The 23,621-nt window shown below is 72.5% G+C and carries 21 protein-coding genes and 1 tRNA gene; 4 read left to right on the forward strand and 18 right to left on the reverse strand.

The window, feature by feature from the left end; translation table 11 throughout:
* Nucleotides 1-68: 68 nt before the first annotated feature.
* From ACFRAR_RS22940 to ACFRAR_RS22980, 9 genes are all read right to left on the reverse strand, one after another.
* Nucleotides 69-518: a GtrA family protein gene (locus tag ACFRAR_RS22940; RefSeq protein WP_380700003.1), complete on the reverse strand. Its 450-nt coding sequence runs from the start codon at nucleotides 516-518 to the stop codon at nucleotides 69-71.
* Nucleotides 515-1,477 carry a glycosyltransferase family 2 protein gene (locus ACFRAR_RS22945; RefSeq protein WP_380700004.1) on the reverse strand — a complete coding sequence of 321 codons (963 nt, stop codon included), beginning with the start codon at nucleotides 1,475-1,477 and terminating at the stop codon, nucleotides 515-517. Before ACFRAR_RS22945 ends, ACFRAR_RS22940 begins: the two co-directional genes overlap by 4 nt.
* 190 nt (nucleotides 1,478-1,667) lie before the next feature.
* Nucleotides 1,668-2,861, reverse strand: coding sequence for an elongation factor Tu (tuf, locus tag ACFRAR_RS22950; RefSeq protein WP_380700005.1), 1,194 nt, complete (start codon nucleotides 2,859-2,861; stop codon nucleotides 1,668-1,670).
* Between the two features lie 196 nt (nucleotides 2,862-3,057).
* Nucleotides 3,058-5,163 (reverse strand): elongation factor G, encoded by a 2,106-nt coding sequence (fusA, locus tag ACFRAR_RS22955; protein ID WP_380700006.1) that lies wholly within the window; start codon nucleotides 5,161-5,163, stop codon nucleotides 3,058-3,060.
* Nucleotides 5,164-5,202: 39 nt separating this feature from the next.
* Nucleotides 5,203-5,673 (reverse strand): 30S ribosomal protein S7, encoded by a 471-nt coding sequence (rpsG, locus tag ACFRAR_RS22960; protein ID WP_030055803.1) that lies wholly within the window; start codon nucleotides 5,671-5,673, stop codon nucleotides 5,203-5,205.
* 2 nt (nucleotides 5,674-5,675) lie between these two features.
* Nucleotides 5,676-6,047, reverse strand: coding sequence for a 30S ribosomal protein S12 (rpsL, locus tag ACFRAR_RS22965; RefSeq protein WP_014144289.1), 372 nt, complete (start codon nucleotides 6,045-6,047; stop codon nucleotides 5,676-5,678).
* A 389-nt stretch (nucleotides 6,048-6,436) separates the two neighbouring features.
* On the reverse strand, nucleotides 6,437-8,038 hold the full coding sequence (locus ACFRAR_RS22970; RefSeq protein ID WP_380700007.1) for a DUF2142 domain-containing protein: 1,602 nt from the start codon (nucleotides 8,036-8,038) through the stop codon (nucleotides 6,437-6,439).
* A gap of 18 nt (nucleotides 8,039-8,056) precedes the next feature.
* Nucleotides 8,057-9,718, reverse strand: coding sequence for a hypothetical protein (locus ACFRAR_RS22975; RefSeq protein ID WP_380700008.1), 1,662 nt, complete (start codon nucleotides 9,716-9,718; stop codon nucleotides 8,057-8,059).
* A 263-nt stretch (nucleotides 9,719-9,981) separates the two neighbouring features.
* Nucleotides 9,982-10,422: a DUF1707 and DUF4190 domain-containing protein gene (locus ACFRAR_RS22980; protein ID WP_380700009.1), complete on the reverse strand. Its 441-nt coding sequence runs from the start codon at nucleotides 10,420-10,422 to the stop codon at nucleotides 9,982-9,984.
* 342 nt (nucleotides 10,423-10,764) lie between these two features.
* On the opposite strand from ACFRAR_RS22980, the gene ACFRAR_RS22985 reads away from it, so the two are divergent.
* The 4 genes from ACFRAR_RS22985 (at nucleotide 10,765) to ACFRAR_RS23000 (ending at nucleotide 15,763) form a co-directional block, all read left to right on the forward strand.
* Nucleotides 10,765-11,586: an ABC transporter ATP-binding protein gene (locus ACFRAR_RS22985; protein ID WP_380700010.1), complete on the forward strand. Its 822-nt coding sequence runs from the start codon at nucleotides 10,765-10,767 to the stop codon at nucleotides 11,584-11,586.
* On the forward strand, nucleotides 11,583-13,199 hold the full coding sequence (locus tag ACFRAR_RS22990) for a transporter (RefSeq protein WP_380700012.1): 1,617 nt from the start codon (nucleotides 11,583-11,585) through the stop codon (nucleotides 13,197-13,199). The genes ACFRAR_RS22985 and ACFRAR_RS22990 overlap by 4 nt, the downstream gene beginning before the upstream one ends.
* An 82-nt stretch (nucleotides 13,200-13,281) precedes the next feature.
* Nucleotides 13,282-14,562: a DUF2786 domain-containing protein gene (locus ACFRAR_RS22995; protein WP_380700013.1), complete on the forward strand. Its 1,281-nt coding sequence runs from the start codon at nucleotides 13,282-13,284 to the stop codon at nucleotides 14,560-14,562.
* An 88-nt stretch (nucleotides 14,563-14,650) separates the two neighbouring features.
* Nucleotides 14,651-15,763 (forward strand): ADP-ribosylglycohydrolase family protein, encoded by a 1,113-nt coding sequence (locus tag ACFRAR_RS23000; RefSeq protein ID WP_380700014.1) that lies wholly within the window; start codon nucleotides 14,651-14,653, stop codon nucleotides 15,761-15,763.
* Nucleotides 15,764-15,785: 22 nt separating this feature from the next.
* On the opposite strand, the gene ACFRAR_RS23005 is transcribed toward ACFRAR_RS23000, so the two are convergent.
* The 9 genes from ACFRAR_RS23005 to ACFRAR_RS23045 form a co-directional block, all read right to left on the reverse strand.
* Complete coding sequence (locus ACFRAR_RS23005; RefSeq protein WP_380700015.1) at nucleotides 15,786-17,105, reverse strand: serpin family protein; 1,320 nt, start codon at nucleotides 17,103-17,105, stop codon at nucleotides 15,786-15,788.
* A gap of 56 nt (nucleotides 17,106-17,161) precedes the next feature.
* Nucleotides 17,162-18,160 (reverse strand): ADP-ribosylglycohydrolase family protein, encoded by a 999-nt coding sequence (locus tag ACFRAR_RS23010; protein ID WP_380700016.1) that lies wholly within the window; start codon nucleotides 18,158-18,160, stop codon nucleotides 17,162-17,164.
* Nucleotides 18,161-18,182: 22 nt separating this feature from the next.
* Nucleotides 18,183-19,397 (reverse strand): cytochrome P450, encoded by a 1,215-nt coding sequence (locus ACFRAR_RS23015; RefSeq protein WP_380700017.1) that lies wholly within the window; start codon nucleotides 19,395-19,397, stop codon nucleotides 18,183-18,185.
* 91 nt (nucleotides 19,398-19,488) lie between these two features.
* Complete coding sequence (locus tag ACFRAR_RS23020; protein WP_380700018.1) at nucleotides 19,489-20,229, reverse strand: NAD-dependent deacetylase; 741 nt, start codon at nucleotides 20,227-20,229, stop codon at nucleotides 19,489-19,491.
* A 151-nt stretch (nucleotides 20,230-20,380) separates the two neighbouring features.
* The gene (locus ACFRAR_RS23025; RefSeq protein WP_380700019.1) at nucleotides 20,381-20,983 is read right to left on the reverse strand and encodes a hypothetical protein; all 603 of its coding nucleotides are present in this window, start codon (nucleotides 20,981-20,983) and stop codon (nucleotides 20,381-20,383) included.
* A gap of 127 nt (nucleotides 20,984-21,110) precedes the next feature.
* Nucleotides 21,111-21,791 carry a response regulator gene (locus ACFRAR_RS23030; protein WP_380700020.1) on the reverse strand — a complete coding sequence of 227 codons (681 nt, stop codon included), beginning with the start codon at nucleotides 21,789-21,791 and terminating at the stop codon, nucleotides 21,111-21,113.
* Nucleotides 21,788-22,975: a sensor histidine kinase gene (locus tag ACFRAR_RS23035; RefSeq protein ID WP_380700021.1), complete on the reverse strand. Its 1,188-nt coding sequence runs from the start codon at nucleotides 22,973-22,975 to the stop codon at nucleotides 21,788-21,790. Before ACFRAR_RS23035 ends, ACFRAR_RS23030 begins: the two co-directional genes overlap by 4 nt.
* A gap of 82 nt (nucleotides 22,976-23,057) precedes the next feature.
* Complete coding sequence (locus tag ACFRAR_RS23040; protein ID WP_380700022.1) at nucleotides 23,058-23,366, reverse strand: hypothetical protein; 309 nt, start codon at nucleotides 23,364-23,366, stop codon at nucleotides 23,058-23,060.
* 175 nt (nucleotides 23,367-23,541) lie between these two features.
* Nucleotides 23,542-23,615 (reverse strand) — tRNA-Met (locus ACFRAR_RS23045).
* Nucleotides 23,616-23,621: the final 6 nt, after the last annotated feature.

Below are 23,621 nucleotides of genomic sequence, written 5' to 3' on the forward strand. Positions count from 1 at the left end.
CCCCCTCCGTCGTCGTTCCGGCCGGCTCGGCACTCCTGGCTCGGTGCTGCCGGCTCAGTGCTTCCGGCTCAGTGCTTCCGGAAGACCCACAGCTTGAGCAGCACGAACCGGGCCACCGTGGCGAGGCCGTTGGCCGCCACCAGCCCGGTCACCTCGACGACCCGGGAGGCGTGCGGCACCGCCGCGTCCAGCAGCGCCAGGGCGCCGCTGCTCAGGCCCAGCCCGATCAGGAACGCGACCGCGCCCTGGAGCTGGTGGCGCACCGCGCCGTCGGAGCCGGTGATGCCGAAGGTGAAGCGGCGGTTGGCCGCGGTGTTGGCCACCGCACTGACCGCCAGGGCCACCAGGTTGGCCGCCTGCGGCGGGGTGGCCAGCCGCATCAGGACGAACAGCGCCAGGTAGAAGAGGGTGCTCAGCACCCCGATGACCAGGAAGGACGGCAGCTGCCGGCGGACCGGTCGGGGTGCCCCGGCCGACTCGTCGCGCTCGTCCCGGTCCGCGGAGAGGGTCTCGTTCACGCGCCCGTACCGTACCGGTCCGGCTCCTCGGCCGAGTCGTAGCCGACGAAGTACGCGGGCCGGGCCTGGACGGCCGAGTAGATCCGGCCGACGTACTCGCCGAGCAGGCCGACGCAGACCAGCTGCACGGCGCCGATGAAGAGCATCCCTATGAACAGCGAGGACCAGCCGGGCACGGTGGAACCGAGCGCGTAGGCGATCGTGGTGTAGAGCGCCAGCACGATGCAGGTCAGGAAGCTGAACAGGCCGAGCCAGGTGGCCAGCCGCAGCGGGGCGGCGGAGAAGTTGGTCACGCTGTCCAGCGCGAGCCGGACCATCTTGGACAGCGGGTAGTGGGTGCTGCCCGCGACCCGCTCCTCGCGCACGTAGACCACCTCGCCGCTGGGGAAGCCCAGCCACGGCACCAGCAGCCGGTAGACCGGCTGGTGCTCGGGCATCGCCTTGAGCGCGTCCACCGCGGCCCGGCTGAGCAGCCGGAAGTCGCCGGCCTGGTTGGGCATCCGCTTGCCGACCAGCTTGCGCATCAGCCAGTAGTACGCGCCGGCGGTGTGCCGCTTGAAGAAGGTGTCGGTGCCGCGGTCGCCGCGCACCCCGTAGACGATGTCCAGGCCCTCCTCCCGGGCGAGCGCCAGCATCTCGGGGATCTTCTCCGGCGGGTCCTGGAGGTCGGCGTCGATGGAGACGACGTAGTCGCCGTGGGCGCGGTGGATGCCGGCGGTCAGGGCGGCCTGGTGCCCGGAGTTGCGGGCGAAGCGGACGATGCGGAACTCCGGCCAGTCCTGGCGGATCTTGCGCATCAGCACCGGGGTCACGTCGGTGCTGCCGTCGTCGACGCCGACCACCTCGTAGGGCACGTCGAGGCCGTCGAGGATCGGCCGCAGCCGCTCGACGGTCAGCGGGAGCGCCTCCTGCTCGTTGTAGATCGGCATCACGACCGACAACAGCGGTGCCGTTGACATGCGTTGGTCCCACTTTCCGCGACGGCGGGGCTGGCTGGTCGCCCGACCATAACAGTCGGCCATGAGTGGCCGGTGAAAGGAGCCGGACTCCGGTGAACACCCCGTGAGACGCCGAAGGGCCCCGTGCACCGTGCGGTGCGCGGGGCCCTTCGGACTCAGCCTGTACGAGGCAGGCAGGTCAGATCGTCAATTACTTGATGATCTTGGTGACCTGGCCGGCGCCGACGGTGCGGCCACCCTCACGGATGGCGAACTTCAGGCCCTCCTCCATGGCGATCGGCTGGATCAGCGCGACGGTCATGGCGGTGTTGTCGCCCGGCATGACCATCTCGGTGCCCTCGGGGAGGGTCACGACGCCGGTCACGTCCGTGGTACGGAAGTAGAACTGCGGGCGGTAGTTGTTGAAGAACGGGGTGTGACGGCCACCCTCGTCCTTCGACAGGATGTAGGACTGGGCCTCGAAGTCGGTGTGCGGGGTAACCGAACCCGGCTTGATGATGACCTGGCCGCGCTCGACGTCCTCGCGCTTGATGCCACGGAGCAGCAGACCGACGTTCTCACCGGCCTGGCCCTCGTCGAGCAGCTTGCGGAACATCTCGATGCCGGTGACCGTGGTGGTGGTCTTCTCGTTCTTGATGCCGATGATGTCAACGGTCTCGTTGACCTTCAGGATGCCGCGCTCGATGCGACCGGTGACGACGGTGCCACGACCGGTGATCGTGAAGACGTCCTCGATCGGCATCAGGAACGGCTGGTCCACGGCGCGAGCCGGGGTGGGGATGTTCTCGTCGACGGCCTTCATCAGGCCGAGGAGCTTCTGGCCCCACTCGGCGTCGCCCTCGAGGGCCTTCAGCGCGGAGACGCGGACGACCGGCAGGTCGTCGCCCGGGAACTCGTACTCGGAGAGCAGCTCACGGACCTCGAGCTCGACGAGCTCCAGGATCTCCTCGTCGTCCACCATGTCGGCCTTGTTCAGGGCGACGACGATGTACGGAACGCCGACCTGGCGGGCCAGGAGGACGTGCTCCTTGGTCTGCGGCATCGGGCCGTCGGTGGCGGCGACCACCAGGATGGCGCCGTCCATCTGGGCGGCACCGGTGATCATGTTCTTGATGTAGTCAGCGTGACCCGGGCAGTCGACGTGCGCGTAGTGCCGGCCCTCGGTCTGGTACTCGACGTGCGCGATCGAGATGGTGATACCGCGCTGACGCTCCTCCGGGGCCTTGTCGATCTGGTCGAACGGCGTGAAGGGGTTCAGGTCCGGGTACGCGTCGTGCAGCACCTTGGTGATGGCCGCGGTCAGCGTGGTCTTGCCGTGGTCGATGTGACCGATGGTGCCGATGTTGACGTGGGGCTTCGTCCGCTCGAACTTCGCCTTCGCCACTGAGTCCTCCTGAGGACAGATCCTGTACGCCGTGCTGACGTCAGTTGGTCTTGATCGGGCTGGGTCCGTGGTGCCTGGAGCACCTCGGACCGTCCCGCGGGGTAGGGGGCCGGAGGCCCCGGGAGAATCCGTCCGGATTCTCCCGGGTCGCCTCCTAATAGCCTAAGGGGTCGCAATCATCCCGAATATCGGGACGTCACTCGCCCTTGGACTTGGCGATGATCTCCTCAGCCACGGCCTTGGGGACCTCGGCGTACGAGTCGAACTGCATCGAGTAGCTGGCGCGACCAGAGGTCTTGCTGCGCAGGTCACCGACGTAGCCGAACATCTCGGAGAGGGGCACCAGCGCCGTGACGACGCGGGCACCGTGACGCTCGTCCATGGACCGGATCTGGCCACGGCGAGAGTTGATGTCACCGATCACGTCGCCCATGTAGTCCTCGGGCGTGGTGACCTCGACGGCCATCATCGGCTCGAGGAGGACCGGCTTGGCCTTCCTCGCGCCTTCCTTGAAGGCCATCGAACCGGCGATCTTGAACGCGAGCTCGGAGGAGTCGACGTCGTGCGACTGGCCGTCCAGCAGGCTCACGCGGACACCCTGGAGCGGGTAGCCGGCGAGAACACCGAACTCCATGGCCTCCTGGCAACCGGCGTCGACCGACGGGATGTACTCACGCGGGACGCGGCCACCGGTGACCTTGTTGACGAACTCGTAGCCCTCGGCCTGCTCGAGCGGCTCGATCGCGATCTGCACCTTGGCGAACTGACCGGAACCACCGGTCTGCTTCTTGTGGGTGTAGTCGATGCGCTCGACGGCCTGACGGATCGTCTCGCGGTACGCGACCTGCGGCTTGCCGACGTTGGCCTCGACCTTGAACTCACGGCGCATACGGTCGACCAGCACCTCGAGGTGCAGCTCGCCCATACCCGCGATGATGGTCTGGCCGGTCTCCTCGTCCGTGTTGACCTGGAAGGACGGGTCCTCCTCGGCGAGACGCTGGATGGCGACACCCAGCTTCTCCTGGTCACCCTTGGACTTGGGCTCGATGGCGACGCGGATGACCGGGGCCGGGAAGTCCATGGACTCCAGGATGACCGGGTTCTTCTCGTCGGCCAGCGTCTCACCGGTGGTGGTCTGCTTCAGGCCCATGACGGCGACGATGTCGCCGGCGCCCACCGACTCGATCTCCTCACGCTTGTTCGCGTGCATGCGGTAGATCTTGCCGATGCGCTCCTTCTTGCCCTTCACGGCGTTCAGCACCGAGGTGCCGGACTCCAGGCGACCGGAGTAGATCCGGACGAAGGTGAGCTTGCCCAGGTGCGGGTCGGACATGATCTTGAACGCGAGGGCGGCGAGGGGCTCCTCGTCCGAGGCCTTGCGGGAGATCTTGGTGTCCGGGTCGTTGGGCTTGGTGCCCTCGATGGACTCGATGTCCAGCGGCGACGGCAGGTACTTGACGACCGCGTCGAGCAGGGGCTGAACGCCCTTGTTCTTGAAGGCGGTGCCACAGAAGATCGGCGTGAAGGCCGACTCCAGGGTGCCCTTGCGGATCGCGGCCTGCAGCAGCTCGACCGGGATGTCCTCGCCCTCGAGGGCGAGCTCCATGATCTCGTCGCTGACGTTGGACACGGTGTCCAGCAGCGCCTCGCGGTACTCGTTCGCCTGGTCCACCAGGTCGGCCGGGATGTCGACGACGTCGTACATCTCGCCCTTGGCGGCCTCGGCGGACCAGACCAGAGCCTTCATGCGGACCAGGTCGACAACGCCCTGGAAGTCCGCCTCGGCACCGATCGGCAGCTGCATCACCAGCGGGGTGGCGCCGAGGCGATCCACGATGGTGTCGACGCAGAAGAAGAAGTTCGCGCCCGTGCGGTCCAGCTTGTTGATGAAGCAGATGCGCGGGACGCCGTAGCGGTCAGCCTGCCGCCACACGGTCTCGGACTGGGGCTCGACACCGGCGACACCGTCGAACACCGTCACGGCACCGTCGAGGACGCGCAGCGAACGCTCCACCTCGACGGTGAAGTCGACGTGACCCGGGGTGTCGATGATGTTGATGGTGTTGTCGACGCCGTCGACCGTCCAGTGACAGGTCGTCGCGGCCGACGTGATCGTGATGCCGCGCTCCTGCTCCTGCTCCATCCAGTCCATGGTGGCAGCGCCATCGTGGACCTCACCGATCTTGTACGAGACACCGGTGTAGAACAGGATCCGCTCGGTGGTGGTGGTCTTGCCCGCGTCGATGTGCGCCATGATCCCGATGTTGCGGACCCTGGCGAGGTCAAGGGAGGTTGCAGCCATGGTGGCTCGTTCTCTCTCTGTCTAGTGACGGGGTACGGACTACCAGCGGTAGTGCGCGAAGGCCTTGTTGGACTCGGCCATCTTGTGGGTGTCCTCGCGACGCTTCACGGAAGCGCCCAGGCCGTTGCTGGCGTCGAGGATCTCGTTCATCAGGCGCTCGGTCATGGTCTTCTCGCGACGGGCGCGGGAGTAACCGACCATCCAGCGCAGCGCCAGGGTGCTGGCGCGGCCCGGACGGACCTCGACCGGAACCTGGTAGGTCGCGCCACCGACACGGCGGGACTTGACCTCGAGGGCCGGCTTGACGTTCTCCAGCGCGCGCTTCAGCGTCACGACCGGGTCCGAGCCGGTCTTCTCACGGACGCCCTCGAGGGCGCCGTAGACGATCCGCTCGGCGGTGGAGCGCTTGCCGTGCAGCAGGATCTTGTTGACCAGCTGGGTGACGACCGGGGAGCCGTAAACCGGGTCGATGATGACCGGGCGCTTCGGGGCGGGGCCCTTACGAGGCATTCTTACTTCTCCTTCTTGGCGCCGTAGCGGCTGCGAGCCTGCTTGCGGTTCTTGACACCCTGGGTGTCAAGCGAGCCGCGGATGATCTTGTAGCGGACACCAGGAAGGTCCTTCACACGACCACCGCGCACCAGCACGATGGAGTGCTCCTGCAGGTTGTGGCCCTCGCCCGGGATGTAAGCGGTGACCTCGATCCCGCTGGTGAGGCGCACACGGGCGACCTTGCGGAGAGCCGAGTTCGGCTTCTTCGGGGTGGTCGTGTACACACGCGTGCAGACCCCACGGCGCTGCGGGGAACCCTTCAGCGCGGGAGTCTTGTTCTTCTCGACCTTGTCCTGCCGGCCCTTTCGGACCAGCTGCTGGATCGTAGGCACCGTTTCTCCGTTTTCTGTGTGCCAAGGCTTGGTGGAACTAACCTGCGGTGTCTCCCTCGCACACGGCCCCGTGGTCGACCCACGCGGTCGGGTGTGTTGGGCTTTTTCCGACACGGAATCCCATGGCTGATGTACAGCGACGGCGCTCTACGCGCGGCGCGCTGGGAGGCGCTCCGGCTCGGCGCGGCGACCGGTGTGCATGCACGCACAAGGACCCGGGGACACCCCAGGCACAAGGTCAGAGCGTACCTAGCGCATGGGGCTCGGTCAAAACAAATGCAACGCCGCAGGTCGCGGGGCCGGCACCGGAAGCGCGACGGGAGGCGGGCCGGGAACCGGCCCGCTGCGGGGCTCCCTACCACAACCGGGCACCCCCCGCACCGCGAACCCTACGCCTCCGCGCGGGCCCCGGCGAGCGGGGCGGGGTCCTCCACGGCGCCGATCCCGGCCGTCCCGGGAGACTCCGGCAGCGGGCATTCCCGGTTGTCCGGCAGCGCCACCAGCACCCCCAGCGCGACCGTGCCCGCGGCGTACACCAGCAGCCACAGCACCCAGCTGCCGGGCGGGGACCAGTGGGCCGGCGCGATCAGCAGCGGGCCCGTGGTACCGACCGTGTTGCGGCGCATCGCCCAGAGGAAGCCGGCGGCGTTGGCCAGGGACAGCGCGAAGCCGCAGATCACCAGCAGCCGGCGCCAGGCGAAGCCGCCCCAGGGCAGCCGCTCGTGGCAGATCGCGGCGCACATGATCGGCAGGCCGACGGCGAACGGCAGCAGGTAGCGGCCCTGCCAGATCATGCCGAGCTGGCGCGCCTGCATCGCCTGCGCCACTATCGGTATCACCACGATGCCGGCCATCACGCCGGCGATCGCCAGGGTGTCCCGGAACCGGGCATAGCACAGCGCGATCATCGCCAGCGCCAGCACCACGGCGCACCAGACCAGCAGCGTCACGGCCGGCGGCTGGGCGTCCAGCCAGCCGAAGTAGCCGATCATCTGCTTCATGTAGGTCAGGCCGTTGTCGAAGGTCTTCCGGGCCGCGGTCAGCGGGGTCAGGTCGCTCGGGGTGTCGATGATCGAGTTGTCCGGGTGGGTCGACGACCAGAGCAGCGCCAGGCCGCCCGCGACCATGGCGAGGCCGCCCCAGCCCCAGGTCACCCGCTGGCGGACCACCTCGCGCAGGGCGCCCTTCCTGCTCAGCATCAGGGCGAAGAACATGGCCCCGGCGAACCAGATCAGGCCCAGCGGGCGGATGCTGATCAGCACCAGCGCGCCCACGCCGAGCCGGGCCAGCCGGCGGTTCAGCAGCCGTGGGTCCGGGCTCATCAGCATCGGCAGCCCGGCGCTCCAGACCAGGATGCCCGCCGCGATCTCCGGGCCGCTCGGGTTGACCACGCCGAACATGAACAGCGCCATCGGCGTGGTCGCGGTGACCACGCCGAGCAGGGCGAAGGAACGCCGCCGCCACTCCGCCGCCGAGACCACCGCGCTCGCCACCAGGGCGGAGCAGATCAGCGCCGACATCAGGCGCATCAGGTAGAAGGCCGCCTCGCCGTGCACCAGCAGGCTGGGCCAGCCGACCGCGAAGTAGTACGCCGGGTGGTAGCGGCCCGCCGCGGTGGTCACCTCGACCGTTCCGGGCCGGTCCTTCAGCTCCGGGGCGCAGGCGGCCGAGTTGTCGGAGCGGAAGACGTAGCAGGCGTTGACGTCCTTGAGGTCCTGGTAGATCCGCGGGAGCTCGACACCGGTCTCGGCGAACTTGCCGTCGATGCCGCCCACCACGTGCGGGGCCATGACCTCCTCACCGTTGAGCTGGCCGCGGGCGACGGCCGCGGCCCGGATGAGGTGCGCGTGTTCGTCCGGCGAACCGCCGGTCGGGGTGGACAACGACCAGGACGCGCTCAGCGTGAACAGGATCGCGAACGCGGCCAACCACAGCCGCCTCGGTGAGGAGGCGAGCCGGTCGGCGAGGCTCTTGACGGCGTTGATCATCATCTGGAGTGGGCCTTCGGGTCAGTGCGCGCTCGCGGCGGGCGCCGGTTCGTGCTCCGGGCTGAGCCATACCATGTTCAGCCACGACTGGTCGCCGTCCTTGGAGCACTGTCCACCGGGCGCGAACTTCGGGCAGTGGCCGTCGAGCTTCTGCACGGTGTGCGACACCCACGGCAGGATGCGGTAGTCGTTCTCGTGCGCCGGCATGTAGCGGTCCGACATCGAGGACGAAACCGTACCGAAAAGGAAGAGTAGAGCGAACAACGTGCCGACCACCGCGGCGGGTCGGCCGGGCAGTCCGGAGCCGGCGGCCCTCGCGGTCGCACCCGCCGCCGGGGCCCCGTCGGCCTCGTCCGCCCGTCGGCGCCCGACCAGCCGGAGCGACACCAGGTGGGCGACCAGGGCGCACAACAGCATGCCGCAGTACAGCATTTGGTTGTTGGTCCGGGTGTAGAGCTGGACCGTCTGGGTCTCGTACATGTGCGAGGCGATGTACATCCGCATCACCCAGGCGCTCGCGAACATGCAGCAGATGGTGACGATCATCGGCTTGCGGATGCCCAGCCAGAGGGCGGCGCCCAGTGCGACGAAGATCACCACGGCGAACAGGCCCATGCCGCCGAACTCGCCGGGGATCGGCCACTCCCCCACCTTGCCCGGCATGTCCGTGCGCCACATCAGGAAGTAAGCCGGGTCGGTGAAGTTGTCGAACCGGAACGAGGAGTCCTTGGTGTCCTGGCCGTCCGTCAGCATGGTCACCAGGTAGCTGCCGCAGACCAGCAGGTAGGCGGCGCCGGTGGCGCCGAGGTAGGCCAGGCCCTTGAGCCGGCCGGTCTTCCACGGGAAGTACGCGAGTATCGCGACCAGTACGCCCAGGCCGCTCCACAGGAACCAGCCGGAGTAGGTGAGGAACAGCAGGCCCAGCAGCGCGCCGAAGCCGGCCGCCTTGAGCAGCAGCGTCCGCCAGGCGTCCGTCCCGCTCCGGCGCAGGTGCACCACCAGTGCCACCAGGACGGGCACCAGGACCACCAGCACGGTCTGGCTGTACGGCTTGTAGGCATCGATCAGGGCGAAGGCCGGCAGCACGCCGAACGCGAGCGCGCGGACCGGGCTGAGCAGCATCCGCCAGGAGAGGTAGACCAGCGGGCCGAACGCGGCCGCGCCGAGGATCTGGAGGTCCTTGAAGGCGTACGCGGTGTTGCCGCCGCGGAACCACTCCGCGTAGTAACCGAGGGTGTAGAGCGGTGCCGGCGGGTAGACCGGCGAGCCCGAGGGCTGGCCGTTCGCCACGGCGTGGGCCCACTCGACGATGCGTCCGCTGTCGCCGTTGAGGCCGAACATCGGCCAGGGCGTGCCGAGCAGGGCGATGACCGCGCCGGCCGCCACGAAGCCGCTGGCGAGGCCGGCCAGTGCGGCCGCGGAGAAGCGGGACACCAGGTCGAAGTGCCGGCCCGAGCGGAAACGCATCGCGAGCACGACCGCGCCGAGCACCAGGAGGCCGAGCACCGCGAACCGCAGCTGCACCGCTGCCAGACCGCTCACCTGGGCGATCCGGTCCAGCGGGTTCAGCTTGAAGCGGTGGGCCAGCAGCGGGAGCACCAGCGCGGCCAGGAAGGAGACCACCGCCTCCCCCGCGAGCAGCAGGGGGGCCGAGGCGCGGAGCCGGGCCCCGGAGCGGTCCACCGCTCCCCGGATCAGCGAACGCCCTCCACCGGGCGGGATTCTGGAGGCCTCCTGGGCACTGACTGTCACTGGTACGGTCCTCAGCTCGTGGTCGCCCGGCCGACTCTCCTGGTCGACCGGTGACGGAACGTTCTGCCTCAGGGCGCGTGGCGGCAGCCCCGGGCATCATAGGTCCTTCACGTTCCGAAAACCCCATCGGCAAAGGGCGACGACGCCCGGCGGCAGCGGCGCCCAGCGGCAGCGGCGCCCCGGCCGGACAGGACCTAAGCGAAGGCGAAGAGGACCATCAGCACCCAGAACGCGCAGCCCAGGTAGCCGATGACCAGGCCGAGGACGGCCGCCCAGTCGCCGTCCATGTCGCGGCGGCGGATCTCCGAGCGGGCGATGTGGCCGGTGATCACGGCGGGGGCGGAGAAGCCGATCACCCCGCACACCAGGGAGACGACGGCGAGCGCATTGGTCTGGCGGACCCGGACCGGCGGCGGGGCGGCCATGAAGGTGGCCGGCACCGGCACCACGACGGTCGGCGCCACCATCGGCCCGGCGGGCAGGTCGGCGACCAGCGCGGCCAGCTGGCCGTAGGTCTGCGCCGCGGCCGCCGCCTCGTGGCGCTGCTCGTACTCCTGGGCGGAGAGCCGCCCCTCGGCGAACGCCGCCTTGAGCACGTCGACCGTCCGGTCCCGGTCCGCGTGGCCCGCCCGCATCGCGGCCTGGTGCGGCGCCGCGGACGCCGGCTGATGGCCGTACGGATTACCGGACCCGGGCCCACCCCATGGTTGTACGGACATCCGCCACCTCCCGGTAGCGCGGCACCCCCGCGCATGTCACTGGCTCCTCATAGTGCAGGACGAACGGCGGAACCGAGTAGTTGCCGAACCGGCCCGGCGGCCGGGGAGGAGCTGGGGCCGGGGCGGCGCGCCTCACCCGTACGGCCGACGGGCTCAGGGGATGCTCAACTCGGGCGACAGTCCGTTCGAGCGGTGCCAGGCTGGGCCCCCGCAGGAATCTCGACCACCCTTTGACCACCGGAAGAAGAGAAGGCCGCCATGCAGGCGTCAGCGCCACCGTCCGCCGACCCCCACGGCCCGGGTACCCCGTCCGCCGTCAGCATCCGGGGGCTCTGGAAGCACTTCGGGGCCCAGGCCGCCGTGGCCGGGCTGAGCCTGGAGCTGCCGGCCGGGGCGTTCATCGGACTGGTCGGGCCGAACGGTGCCGGCAAGACCACCACGCTGTCGATGGTCACCGGACTGCTCCGGCCCGACCAGGGCACCGTCCTGGTGCACGGCACCGACGTCTGGGCGGACCCGGTCTCGGTCAAGGCCCGGATCGGCATCCTGCCCGAGGGCCTGCGGATGTTCGAGCGGCTCAGCGGACGCGAGCTGCTCCAGTACACCGGGCGGCTGCGCGGCCTGCCCGGCGCCGAGGTGGACCGGCGCGCCGAGGAGCTGCTCGCCGTCCTGGACCTCGGCCGGGACGCCGACAAGCTGGTCGCCGACTACTCCACCGGCATGCGCAAGAAGATCGGCCTGGCCGCCGCGCTGCTGCACAACCCCGCCGTGCTGTTCCTGGACGAGCCCTTCGAGGGCGTCGACCCGGTCTCCGCCCAGACCATCCGCGGCGTGCTCAAGCGGTACGCGGCGGCCGGATCCACCGTGGTCTTCTCCAGCCACGTGATGGAGCTGGTCGAACAGCTCTGCGACTGGGTCGCGGTGGTGAACGCCGGCCAGGTGATAGCCCAGGGGCCGCTGGACTCCGTACGGGGCGGGCGCAGCCTGCACGAGGCCTTCCTGGAGCTGATCGGCGTGCGCGAGGACGACGGGCAGTCGCTCGGCTGGCTCGGCGGCGAGCAGGCCGGGGGCGCCCGGTGAGCGAGCGGAGCGGGGTGCCCGACGGCCGGACGGTGGTCCGCGCCCTGGTGGCGCTCAAACTGCGGCTGCTGCGCAACGGGCTGCGGCGCAGCCCCGGCCGGACCGCCGTCTACGTGATCGGCGGCCTGTTCGGCCTGGCCCTCGCGGGCGGTGTGGCCGTCGCCCTGGCCGCGCTGAACGGGCGCCACGCGGGCTCCGGGGACGCCGGGGTGATGCTGCTCGGCGTGCTGACCCTGGGCTGGGCCGCGCTGCCGCTGTTCCTGTTCTCCAGCGACGAGAGCGCCGACCCGACCCGGCTGACCATGCTGCCGCTGCGGCCCGGCCCGCTGCTGCGCGGCTCGCTGCTGGCCGCGCTGATCGGGCCGGGCCCGCTGATCAGCCTGGTGCTGGTGACCGGTGCCGTGCTGGCCGGCGCGGCCGGCGGGGTCTCGGCGGCGATCGCGGTGCCCGCCGTGCCGCTCGCGGTGCTCTGCCTGGTCACGCTCTCCCGGGCGGTCGCGGCGGGCAACGCCCGGATGCTCTCCAGCCGACGCGGCAAGGACTTCGCGATCTTCGGCGGGCTGGCCTTCGCCCTGCTGGTCCAGGCCGCCAACGTCGGCTCGCAGAGCGTCTTCGGCCGCCGGGGCGGGCCGATCGACCTCAGCCCGCTGGAGCCGATCGCCTCGGTGCTGCGCTGGATCCCGCCGATCAGCGCGGCGGACGCGCCGCGCACCGCCGGCGAGGGCCGGTACGGCCTCGCCGTGCTCCAGCTCGCCGCGGCCGCCGGACTGCTGGCGCTGCTGCTGCGCTGGTGGCGGCGGAGCCTCCAGGAGCTGATGGTCACCGCCGACTCCTCCACCCTGGAGGTGGCCCGCGGGGTGCGGAGCTCGCGCGGCTGGGGCTTCCTGCCCGAGGGCCGGACCGGCGCGGTCATGCAGCGCCACCTGCGGTACGCCTGGCGCGAGCCGCGGGCGAAGGCGGCGCTGTTCACCAGCATCGGGATGACGCTGGTGATCTGCGTGCTGTCGATGGTCCAGGGCTGGGCGACCGTCTACCTGCTGGCGATGACCGGGGTGTTCCTCGGACTCCAGATGCTGAACCTGTTCGGCATGGACGGCTCGGCGTTCTGGATGGTCGCCGCCACCCTGTGCACCCCCGCCGACGCCCGAGCCGAGCTGCGCGGCCGGGCGTACGCGGTGCTGTCGTACGCCGTCCCGGTGACGGTGGTGCTCGGGCTGGCGCTGGCGGCCGCCACCGGCCAGTGGAAGGAGCTGCCGGCCGCGCTCGGCCTCGCGATGACGCAGCTCGGCTGCGGGGTCGCGCTCGGCTCGGTGTTCAGCGTGCTGGCGCCGTACACCATGCCGGCCGACAGCAACCCGATGCGCAACGCCGCCCCGGGCCAGGGCGGGCTGATCCTGCTCAACCAGTTCGGCTCGATGGTCGGCGTCGCGGTGCTGAGCCTGCCGATCGGCGGCTACCTCGGCTGGACGCTGGTCTCGGGAGCGCCGAGGTGGCCGCTGCTGCTGGTGGGACCGCTGTACGGCGCCCTGGTCGCGGCGCTGGGGGTGCGGACGGCGGCGGGCCGCCTGCTGGGCCGCACGCCGGAGATCCTGGCCAAGGCCATCGAGCGCTGAGTCCCGCGCGACGGCCGGTTCGCGCCGCGGCTCCGGCATCATGGGCAGGAGGCCGGACCGTCGAGGAGAGCAGGGACACACCGTGGGCAAGGGCGCGCAGCAGGGCGGCAACGCCGGGCCACTGCTGGACCAGGCGGTGCGGTCGGTGCTGACGGCGCCGGCGGAGGCACTGGACATCGCCCTGGACACTGGGGCCTCGCTGCTGGCCGCCTCGGCCGGGCAGTGGCCGGCGGTCAGCCGGGCGGTGCTGGCCCACGCGGACACCGCGGTCGGCCGCTGCTGGTCGGCCGGCTGGCGGCCGGCCGACCTGGTCCGGGTGGTGCGGCGCGAGCTGAAGCCCGTCCACCTGGCCCTCGCGGTGGACCTGATCGCCGCCGAGGGCCGCCGGCACCCCGCGGCCGCGCTGGACCGGCGCTGGCACGAGCAGCTGCGCGAGCTGGAGGCCGAGCTGTGGTGGTCCGGCGACGAGGAGTACCTGGGGGCCTTCGCCCACCGGCACCGGCAGGACCGCTTCGCGCTCGCCACCACCCTCCTGGAGCTGCTGCGCACGTGGGGCCGGCTGCCCCCGATCGCCCCGGTGGGGCCCGCCCCCGGGCAGGCCGGGCCGGCCCCCCGGGCGGGGCACCCGGCGCCGGTGACCGGCGAGCCCCGGATGCTGGCACGGATCCGGGCGCTGCTGGCCAAGGCCGAGTCCACCGAGTACCCGGAGGAGGCCGAGGCGCTGACCGCCAAGGCCCAGCAGCTGATGGCCCAGCACAGCATCGACGAGGCGCTGCTGGCCGCGACCGGCGCCGACCGGGACACCCCGGCGGCGCTGCGGATCGGCGTGGACAACCCGTACGAGGGCCCCAAGACGATGCTGCTGGACGCGGTCGCGGCGGCCAACCGGTGCCGGGTGGTGTGGGCGAAGGAGTTCGGTTTCTGCACCGTGGTCGGCTTCGACGGCGACCTGGACGGCGTCGAGCTGCTCTACACCTCGCTGCTGGTGCAGGCCACCCAGGCGCTCAACAAGGCGGGCTCCCGCAAGGACTCGCGCAGCAAGGCGTTCCGGCAGTCCTTCCTGGTCGCCTACGCGGGGCGGATCCGCGAGCGGCTGACCGCGGCCACCGAGCGCGCCACCAAAGCCGCCGCGGCCGGACGCCACCTGCGCGAGGACGGCACCGAGGAGCAGCTGCTGCCGGACGAGCGGCTGCTGCCCGCGCTCGCCGCCCGCTCGGTGGCCGTGGACGAGGAGATCGACCGGCTGTTCCCGAAGCTGGTCTCGCAACGGGTGCGGGTCAGCGACGGCGTGGGCTGGGCGGCCGGGCGCGCCGCCGCCGACCGGGCCGCGCTGCACGGGCGCGCCGGGGCGATCCGCCGTTAGGCCCTGTCCGGAAGGACCCACCGGGGCCGCCCGGCCTCCGGGGAGACCTGATAGAACGTTGTCCGCCACGAACCAAGGGGGATTCGACGTGACGGAACCGGCGGCGGAGTCGGGGTACCGGGACCGGGTGCGCGGGGCGCTGCTCGGCGGCGCGATCGGCGATGCACTGGGCTGGCCGGTGGAGTTCCAGCAGCTCCACCAGATCCAGGACCGGTGGGGGCCGCAGGGCGTGACCACCCTGCCGGCCGGGCCCGGGCCGGCCGAGGTCACCGACGACACCCAGATGACGCTGTTCACCGCCGAGGGCCTGATCCGCGGCTTCGTCCGCGGCTGGACGGGCGGCGGCGGCTCGGTGCCTGAGGCCGTCCACGGCGCCTACCAGCGCTGGCTGCGCACCCAGTTCCAGTCCGCGCCGGACACCGGGCCGCAGCCCCGCCCGTACGACGGCTGGCTGCTGAGCCGGCCGTTCCTGTACGCGCGCCGGGCGCCGGGCAACGCCTGCCTGAGCGGGGTGTCCGAGCACCCGGTGTTCGAGTCGCCGTCCGTGATCGGGCAGCTCGGGCCGGTCAACCCGGGTTCCAAGGGCTGCGGCACCGTGATGCGCTCGGCGCCGTTCGGGCTGGCCCGGCTGGGCGTCGAGCAGTCCTTCGGGCTGGCGGTGCAGTGCGCCCAGCTCACCCACGGCCACCCGACCGGCTACCTCGCGGCGGGCGCCTTCGCGGCGCTGGTCGAGCGGCTCGCCGGCGGCACCGAGCCGTGGGCGGCGGTCGGCGAGACGGTGGAGCAGATCCGCGAGCTGCCGAGTTCCAAGGAGACCGTCCAGGCGCTGGCCCGGGCGGTGCGGCTGGCCCAGGAGGCCGAGCCGATGGCGGACACGGTGGAGCGGGTCGGGCTCGGCTGGATCGCCGAGGAGTGCCTGGCCATCGCGGTGTACTCGCTGCTGGCGGCCACCCTGGACCCCGACCCGGTGCGCACCGCGCTGCTGCTGTCGGTGAACCACTCCGGGGACAGCGACTCGACCGGCGCGGTCTGCGGCAACCTGGTCGGGGCCGCGTACGGCGCCGCGGCGCTGCCCACCGAGTGGGCCGGGGCGGTCGAGGGCCGGGCCGAGCTGCGGCAGGTCGCGGACGACCTGCTGGTGCTGTTCGGCAGCCGCGACCCGCTCCACCCGGGGCTCGGCGGGCGCTACCCGGCCTGGTAGGGGCCACCCGGCCGGGTGGGGGCTACTTCGCCCGGGGGTCGGTGACCTGGCCGAGGAACAGCGGCGCGCCGCCCTGGGTGTCCCGGATCAGGAACAGGAACGGGCGGTCGACGTACAGCTGGACCGGCCGGTCCGCGTTGGGCGCCGCCGCCACGGCGATCCCGGCGCCGCTGCCGGCCGCCGCGACGGTGCCCTCCTCGGCGACCTCGATGGTGGCCTTCTGCACCACCGTGTTGACGGCGAGCGGGTCCTTGGCGATGCCGCCGAGGTCGGCGTGGTCGAAGACCGACCGCACGCCGAGCGAGCGCAGCACGGGGGTGAGCTCCTCGGACGTGTCGACGTGGAAGCGCGGCAGCCGGAGGTCGACCGGCCGTTCGGCGAGGGCGCCGAGGATCCGGTCGAGCTGGGGCTGGTCCAGGCCCTTGGCGAAGGCGGTGAAGCCACCCTGGGCCGGAACGATCAGGTCCATCGCCAGCCTGCCGCCCGCGTACGGGAGCTCGACGGCCTGCCAGGGCTCGCCGACGATCCCGCCCGAGCCGTCGGCGTACCTGAAGCTCCCGCTCCGGCCCATCGTGGGGACGGCCGGGGTGGTGCCGTCCGGCGTGTGGAACGGCCGGTCGGCGGTCTGCGCGGGCTTGAAGGCGGAGGCCCACTCGGCCTTGAGGTAGAGCGCGTCGGTGAGCACCAGCCGGGTGTCCGAGGTGATCGCGTCCGGGGCGAACAGGTCCTTGATCCGGCCGCCGGTGGCCTTCTCCACGGCCGCGTTGACGGTCTTGCGGGCCCCGTCCGGGTCCTTGGCGAAGTCGGACTGGTGCACGCCGGCGTCGAAGGCGGCGGCCAGGGTGGCCAGGTAGTCCGGTGAGACGGCCAGGCCCTGCTGGGTCCAGACGTCGTCGCTGCGACGCAGGGCGACCTTGTCGGTCTCCGGGACGGGCCGGTTCAGCGCCCCGGTGGCCAGGGCGTACTGCCGCGGGTCGAGTCCGGTGTGCAGGGCCTTGGCCAGCTCCTCGGCGGTGGCACCGCGGGCGCCGGGCAGCAGCATGGCGAGCACGGTGGCCAGCCCGGACGGGGAGACCACCAGGTTGCGGTCGGCCGCGTCCGGCGCGGCGGTCAGGGCGTGCAGCAGGTCCAGGCCGAAGGCGTCGGTGGCGGCCGCGGTGGCGGCCAGCTGGGCCGGGTCGTCGGCGGGCCGGCTCACGGGCGGATCCACCCGGACCTCCCCGGGCTCGGCCGGTCCGGTGCTGCCGCAGCCGGCCAGCAGCGGCGTGGCCAGGGCGGCCGCGAGGAGCAGCGCGGCCGGGCGGCGGAGGGTACGACGGGTTGCGGTGCTGCGGTTCGTCATGGCCCTTCGACGCGCCGCCCCGCCACCCGGTTCCGCCCGGCCCCACGGCCGCCCGGTCAGTCCCAGAGCGCGCCGAACTCCAGCAGTTCGTCCCGGTGCTCGATCCGCTCGACCCAGTCGGCCGGCCAGGCCGCCTCGCCGTGGTGGGCGCCCGCGAAGGCGCCGGTCAGACAGGCCAGGGAGTCGGAGTCGCCGCTGGAGTAGGCGGCCCGGCGGACGGCGGCCACGGGGTCGTCCGGCAGCAGCAGGAAGCAGAGCAGCCCGGTGCCGAAGGCCTCCTCGGCGACCCAGCCCTCGCCGGTGGCCAGGCAGGGGTCGGCCTCCGGGTCGCGGGCGGCGAGCGCGGCCTCCAGCCGGTCGAGCACCTCCAGGCAGTCGTCCCAGCCCCGGGCGATGACGGTCTGCGGGGAACTGCCGTACCAGCGGTCGGCGAGGTCGCCGAGCCAGAACTCGTCGTACCGCTCGCGGCTCGCCAGCGCGTACGCCCGCAGCACCGCGGGCAGCCCGGCCGGCGGGACGCCCTCGGCGAGCCTGCGGACGGCGTACGCGGTGAGGTCACTGGCGGCGAGCGCGGTCGGGTGGCCGTGGGTGAGCGCGGACTGGAGCTGGGCCGCGCCGGAGAGCTGCCGGGCGTCCAGCTCGCGGATCAGCCCGACCGGGGCGACCCGCATGTTGGCGCCGCAGCCCTTGGAGCCGACATCGCTGGCCTGCTGCCAGCGGACTCCGTCGTGGCTGAGCCGCTCGCAGGAGCGCAGGCAGGTCATGCCGGGGGCGCGGTTGTTCTGCGGGGAGCGCCACCAGTCGACGAACTCCTCGCGGACCGGCCGCGCCAGCCGCAGCGGGGTGAGCGGCCCGCGCGCCAGGGCGGTGCGCAGGCCGCGGGCGAGGGCGAGGGTCATCTGGGTGTCGTCGGTGACCAGCGCCTTCCCCGGCAGCGGGAGCCGCCGCCAGTCCGGGTGGTCGGCGGCGATCTGCTCGACGCTCCTGAACTCCGTCACCCGGCCGATCGCGTCGCCGATCGCCAGCCCCAGCAGTGCCCCCGTCGCCTTGCCCACGGCAGCTCCCCCCTCTTCTCCGTCACACCTCGACGAGCAGTTCCTTGAGCCCGCGGATCACGTAGCCCGGGTTCCACTCGGGCTCGCGGACCAGCCGCAGGCCCGGGGCCCGGCGCAGCAGGGTGCCGTAGGACTCGGTGAGCTCCAGTCTGGCGAGCGGGGCGCCGAGACAGAAGTGGATTCCGGCACCGAAGGTGATGTGCGGGTTGTCGGTGCGGCCGAGGTCGAGGCGGTCCGGGTCGGCGAAGCGCTCGGGGTCGCGGTTGGCGGAGCCGAACAGCAGGGCGATCTCGGCGCCGCGCGGGACGGTGACGCCGCCGACCTCGATGTCCTCCAGCACCCAGCGCTCGAACATCTGCAGCGGGGTGTCCCAGCGCATCAGCTCCTCGACGGCGGTGGGCAGCAGCTCGTCCACCGAGCCGCGCAGCCGGGCGAACTCGCCGGGGTTGCGGAACAGTGCCCACCAGCCGTTGCCGGTGGTGTTGACGGTCGCCTCGTGGCCGGCGTTGAGCAGCAGCACGCAGGTGGAGATCATCTCCTGCTCGCTGAGCGCGTCGGAGCCCTCCTGGGCCTGGATCAGCGCGCTGATCAGGTCCGTCCCCGGGTTCGCCCGGCGCTCGCGGATCAGGGTCCGCAGGTAGTCGGAGAACTCGACGCTGGCGGTGACGGCCCGGCGGGCCACCTCCTCGCTCGGGTTGAGCTCGAACATCCCGGTGATGTCGGCGGACCACGGCCGCAGCAGGTGCCGGTCGCTCTCCGGCACCCCGAGCATCTCGGCGATCACGGCGACCGGCAGCGGCTCGGCGACGGTGGCGATCAGGTCGCCGCCGCCGGCCGCGAGCAGGTCGTCGACCAGCTCGCCGGCGAGCCGCCGCACGGTGGGGCGCAGGCCCTCGACCATCCGCGGGGTGAAGGCCTTGGAGACGAGCCGGCGGATCCGGGTGTGGTCGGGCGCCTCCAGGTCGAGCAGCCCGTGGTCGTTCAGGGTGTGGAAGGGCTCGTGCGCCGGGTCCGGCTCGGGGCGGCCGAACTCCTCGTGGCTGAAGCGGTGGGTGTAGGTGCGGCCGAGCCGCCGGTCGCGCAGCAGGGCGCTGACGTCCTCGTGGCGGGAGACGAGCCACTGGTTCGTCGGCTCGAAGTATGTCACCGGCGCGTGCTCGCGCAGTTCGGCGTACGCGTCGTACGGGTGGGCCACGAACTCCGCCGACCAGGGGTCGAACTTCGCCGTCGTCGTCATCGGTCGATCACTCCAGGCCGGGAGGGGGGAAGCCGGAAAGATCATCGTACGCACGCGGTGCGTCCGGGGATTTGACCCTTCCGGCTGCCCCTCAGCCCCGTTCCAGGACAAGTCGGCGCACCAGCTTCGGCAGCGCCTGGGAGATCGGCTCTCGGATCACCTCGCTCGCGGCCCCGTCGTACGGCGTCGACTCGCCGTTCACGATGATCAGCTTCGCCCCGGCCCGCACGGCGTTGAGCGGCAGCGCCGCCACCGGGAACACCTGGAGGCTGGTGCCGACCGCGATGAACAGGTCGCAGGCCCGGGAGATCGAGTCGGCCTGCCCGAGCACCTCCGGGTCCAGGTTCTCGCCGAACATCACGACGCGCGCCTTGAGGATGCCCCCGCAGGCCCGGCAGTCCGGGTCCGGCTCCCCCGCCTCGACCCGCGCCAGCGCCTGCGCCATCGGCCCGACCGCCCGGCAGCGCAGGCACTGCGTCTCCCGTGCGGTGCCGTGCAGTTCGAGCACCTTGCGGGCGCTCAGCCCGGACTTCTGGTGCAGTCCGTCGATGTTCTGGGTGAGCACCCGCAGCGGCAGCCCGGAGCGCTCCAGGTCCACCAGCGCCCGGTGCCCGGCGTTCGGCTCGGCGGCCGCCGCGCCCGTCTCCAGCCGCAGCCGCCAGGCCCGGCGGCGCACCTGCGGATCGTCCCGGTACGGCCCGATGGTGACCAGTTCCTCGGCCGACGGGTCCTTCTGCCACAGGCCCTGCGGGCCCCGGTAGTCGGGGATGCCGGAGTCCGTCGAGATGCCCGCGCCGGTGAGCACGGCGATCAGAGGGCGCTTCGCGTTCATACCCCGGACGGTACGGGCGAGGACCCGGGCCCGGCCACCGAAAATCCGGGGGACACCGGACCGGGGGCCGCTTCCGGCCGGACCGCGCGGTTCGGGCCAGGGCGGTTCGGGCCGACGCGGTTCGGGCCAGGGCGATTCGGGCCGGATCGGTTCAGGCCAGTGCGGCACGCGGCAGGTCGACCGGGCGGGCCAGCGGGGCCAGCGCGAGCAGGTAGCAGCCCGCGGCGAGCGGGATGAGGGCCAGGTTCACCCCGGTGGCCAGGGTGCCGACCAGCACCAGGACCGGGCTCCACCAGCGCAGCGTCCGGGCCGCCCCGGCCGAGGCCGCGACCAGCAGCGCCAGCAGGCCGACGTAGAAGAGCAGCGGGCCGACCTGGTAGACGGCCGGCAGCACCCCCGGAACGCTCTGCACCCGGTCGAACAGCCGCGACTGCTCGGGCTTGTCCGCCGCCGCCAGGCCGACCACCAGGTCGATCCCGATCTGCGCCAGCGAGCAGAGCAGCCCCGCGAAGGCCGTTCCCAGGGCCGCCCCGGCCGCGATCCGCCCGGCCGTGCCGCGCGGGGCGAGCAGTCGGCGCAGGGCGAGCAGCAGCGGGACGAACAGCAGCAGCCCGGCGAACATCGCCGCGTGCCCGGCCGTCCAGCCGAGGCCCGGCTCCCGGGAGCCGGGCACCAGGCGGATCGCGCCGTAGAGCGCCATCAGTGCGGGGGCGCCGACGACGGCGTACGGGGTGAGGCGGGACGTGGCGTTCACGGCGTTCTCCTACGGTGGTCCGGTTGCGGTGGTCCGTTCGCGACACCGCAGAGCCTGTCCGCCCGGGCCCTCGGCGCGGATCACCCGCACCGGTGAACTCCCCGGCTCCCCCGCGCGGGGGAGCCGGTCAGGACTCCCCCGCCACCACCGCCCCGGCCTCGTACGCGAACACCACCGCGTGCACCCGGTCCCGCAGTCCGAGCTTGCTCAGCACATTGCTGACGTGCGTCTTCACCGTGTGCTCGCTGACCACCAGCTCGGCCGCGATCTCGGCGTTGGACAGCCCCCGGGCGATCAGCCGCAGGGTCTCCCGCTCCCGCAGGGTCAGCTGCTCCAGCAGCCGCGACGGCGGCCGCACCGCCCGTTCCGGCGTCCCGGGCCGGCGGGCCGCGAACTCGCCGATCAGCCGCCTGGTCACCGAGGGCGCGAGCAGCGCCTCCCCCGAGGCGACCATCCGCACCCCGTGCGCCAGGTCGTCCCGGCGGACGTCCTTGAGCAGGAAGCCGCTGGCGCCCGCGTACAGCGCGTCGAAGACGTAGTCGTCGGCGTCGAAGGTGGTCAGCATGATCACCTTGGTGGACGGGAACTCCGCGCACACCCGGCGGGCCGCCTCCAGGCCGTCCATCACCGGCATCCGGACGTCCAGCAGCAGCACGTCCGGGCCGTGCTCGCGCACCGCCTCGACCGCCTCGGCGCCGTCGGCCGCCTCGGCCACCACCTCGATGTCCGGCTGCGCGTCCAGGATCATCCCGAACCCGGCCCGCACCAGCTCCTGGTCGTCCGCGACGACCACCCGGATCGGCGTCATCCGTCCACCCTCTCCACCGCTCCACCCGCGCCCAGCGGCAGCCGGGCGCTCACCAGGAAACCCCTGCCCGCCGGTCCCGGACCGGCCTCGGCCCGCCCGCCGCAGGCCACCGCCCGCTCCCGGATGCCGAGCAGTCCGCGGCCGCCGGACCAGCCGCTCACCGCACCGTCGGCGGCGAGCGGGACCCCGCGGCCGTTGTCGGAGACCAGCACCTCCAGCTCGCCCGCGCCGCGGGCCACCCGCACCGAGGCCCGGGTGGCCCCCGCGTGCTTGACCGTGTTCGTCAGCGCCTCCTGCACGATCCGGAACGCCGCCGCCGCCACGTCGGCGGGCACCGCGCCCAGCCCCTCGGAGAGTTCGAGCTCCACCGCCACCCCGGCCGCGCGCACCCGCTCGGCCACGTCGGCGAGTTCGGCCAGCCGGGGCTGCGGTGCCAGCTCCGGCCCGGCGCCCTCCTCCTTCAGGACCCCGAGCACCCGCCGGAGCTGGACCATCGCGTCACGGCCGGTGTCGGCGATGGTGTCGAAGGCGCGGACCGCCCGGTCCGGGTCGGCGCGCACCACCACCGGCCCGGCCTCGGCCTGGATCACCATCAACGAGACGGCGTGCGCCAGGATGTCGTGCATCTCCCGGGCGATCCGGGCCCGCTCCTGCGCGACCGCGCGGGCCGCCTCGCCGGCCACCCGCTCGCCGGCTTCCCGGGCCCGTTCCGCCTCCAGCCGCGCCACCTGCCGCTGGGTGCGCACCAGCGCGCCGAAGACGAACGCGCCGACCGAGGTGAGCACGCTGAACAGCGCGCCGTTCGGCGAGTGGGTGCCGATCAGGTTGGCGGTCACCGTGAGCACCAGCACCGCCCAGCGCACCCGGTCCGAGCACCGCTCCGCCACGGTGTAGATGCCGACCACGCCCGCCAGCGGCAGCTGCGGGTTCGCCGAGTGCGCCACCACCGACAGCACCATGAAGGCCGCACTGCTCGCCGCCAGCACCGCCAGCGGGGCCCGCCTCCGCCAGGGCAGCGGCAGCGAGGTGGCCAGCGCCACCAGGTAGACCCACCACGGCCAGTCCGGATCGTCCATGGCGACCGCCCAGACCGCGACCCCGGCCGAGGCCGCCGCCACGAGGCCGTCCAGCACGTACGGGCTCAGCCCGGCCGTCCGGTTCCGCCAGCGCGCCGCGCGCTCCACCCCGGTCCCTCCCCCGTAGCCGGGGACGCCGTCCCCGCGGAGAAGATCATGCCCTACCGGCAGGACCTCCGGAACGGACAGGTCAGACACCGCTGACCGTCACACCGCCGGCCGTGGCCCGGGCAGTGATGCTGTGCGCCGCCCCCTCGCGCGAGGGGACGCCCACCTCCACCCCGCCCTCCGAGGCCCGGGCGTCCACCGTGTACGCCTCCCCGGCCGGCACCTGGAGCCGCACCCCGCCGTCGGTCCCCTCCACGACCAGCTCCCGGACCGGCTCCGCCACCCCGTAGCTCACCGTCAGGTGCTCGTCCTCCGCCCAGAACGGCAGACAGGCCGACATCCCGACCAGCACCCCCGCCGTGATCGCCATCGCGCCCAGCACCCGCTTCATCCCCGGCTCCTTCGAAGGTCCCGTCATCCCGACCCCGGAACCCTCCCCCGGCCGTACCCCGCGCCGCCTCCCTCCCCGGAGCGGTTCGGGCCCCTCCCCCGCACGACGGATCCGGCCGGCCCGGGGAACGCCGAAGGGCCCGGAGGCTTGATGCCTCCGGGCCCTTCGTACTGAGTAGCGGGGACAGGATTTGAACCTGCGACCTCTGGGTTATGAGCCCAGCGAGCTACCGAGCTGCTCCACCCCGCGTCGGTG

This window comes from Kitasatospora sp. NPDC056651 (assembly GCF_042792155.1).
In the GTDB taxonomy this organism is placed as follows: Bacteria; Actinomycetota; Actinomycetes; order Streptomycetales; family Streptomycetaceae; genus Kitasatospora.

Excerpts from the sequence above, each read along its gene's own strand:
- ACFRAR_RS23040 (WP_380700022.1), bottom strand. The coding sequence starts at position 23,366 with ATGAAGCGGGTGCTGGGCGCGATGGCGATCACGGCGGGGGTGCTGGTC.
- fusA (WP_380700006.1), bottom strand. The coding sequence starts at position 5,163 with ATGGCTGCAACCTCCCTTGACCTCGCCAGGGTCCGCAACATCGGGATC.
- ACFRAR_RS23020 (WP_380700018.1), bottom strand. The coding sequence starts at position 20,229 with ATGAACGCGAAGCGCCCTCTGATCGCCGTGCTCACCGGCGCGGGCATC.
- ACFRAR_RS22945 (WP_380700004.1), bottom strand. The coding sequence starts at position 1,477 with ATGTCAACGGCACCGCTGTTGTCGGTCGTGATGCCGATCTACAACGAG.
- rpsG (WP_030055803.1), bottom strand. The coding sequence starts at position 5,673 with ATGCCTCGTAAGGGCCCCGCCCCGAAGCGCCCGGTCATCATCGACCCG.
- ACFRAR_RS22985 (WP_380700010.1), top strand. The coding sequence starts at position 10,765 with ATGCAGGCGTCAGCGCCACCGTCCGCCGACCCCCACGGCCCGGGTACC.
- ACFRAR_RS23005 (WP_380700015.1), bottom strand. The coding sequence starts at position 17,105 with ATGACGAACCGCAGCACCGCAACCCGTCGTACCCTCCGCCGCCCGGCC.
- ACFRAR_RS23015 (WP_380700017.1), bottom strand. The coding sequence starts at position 19,397 with ATGACGACGACGGCGAAGTTCGACCCCTGGTCGGCGGAGTTCGTGGCC.
- ACFRAR_RS22970 (WP_380700007.1), bottom strand. The coding sequence starts at position 8,038 with ATGATGATCAACGCCGTCAAGAGCCTCGCCGACCGGCTCGCCTCCTCA.
- ACFRAR_RS22980 (WP_380700009.1), bottom strand. The coding sequence starts at position 10,422 with ATGCGGGCGGGCCACGCGGACCGGGACCGGACGGTCGACGTGCTCAAG.
- ACFRAR_RS23030 (WP_380700020.1), bottom strand. The coding sequence starts at position 21,791 with ATGACGCCGATCCGGGTGGTCGTCGCGGACGACCAGGAGCTGGTGCGG.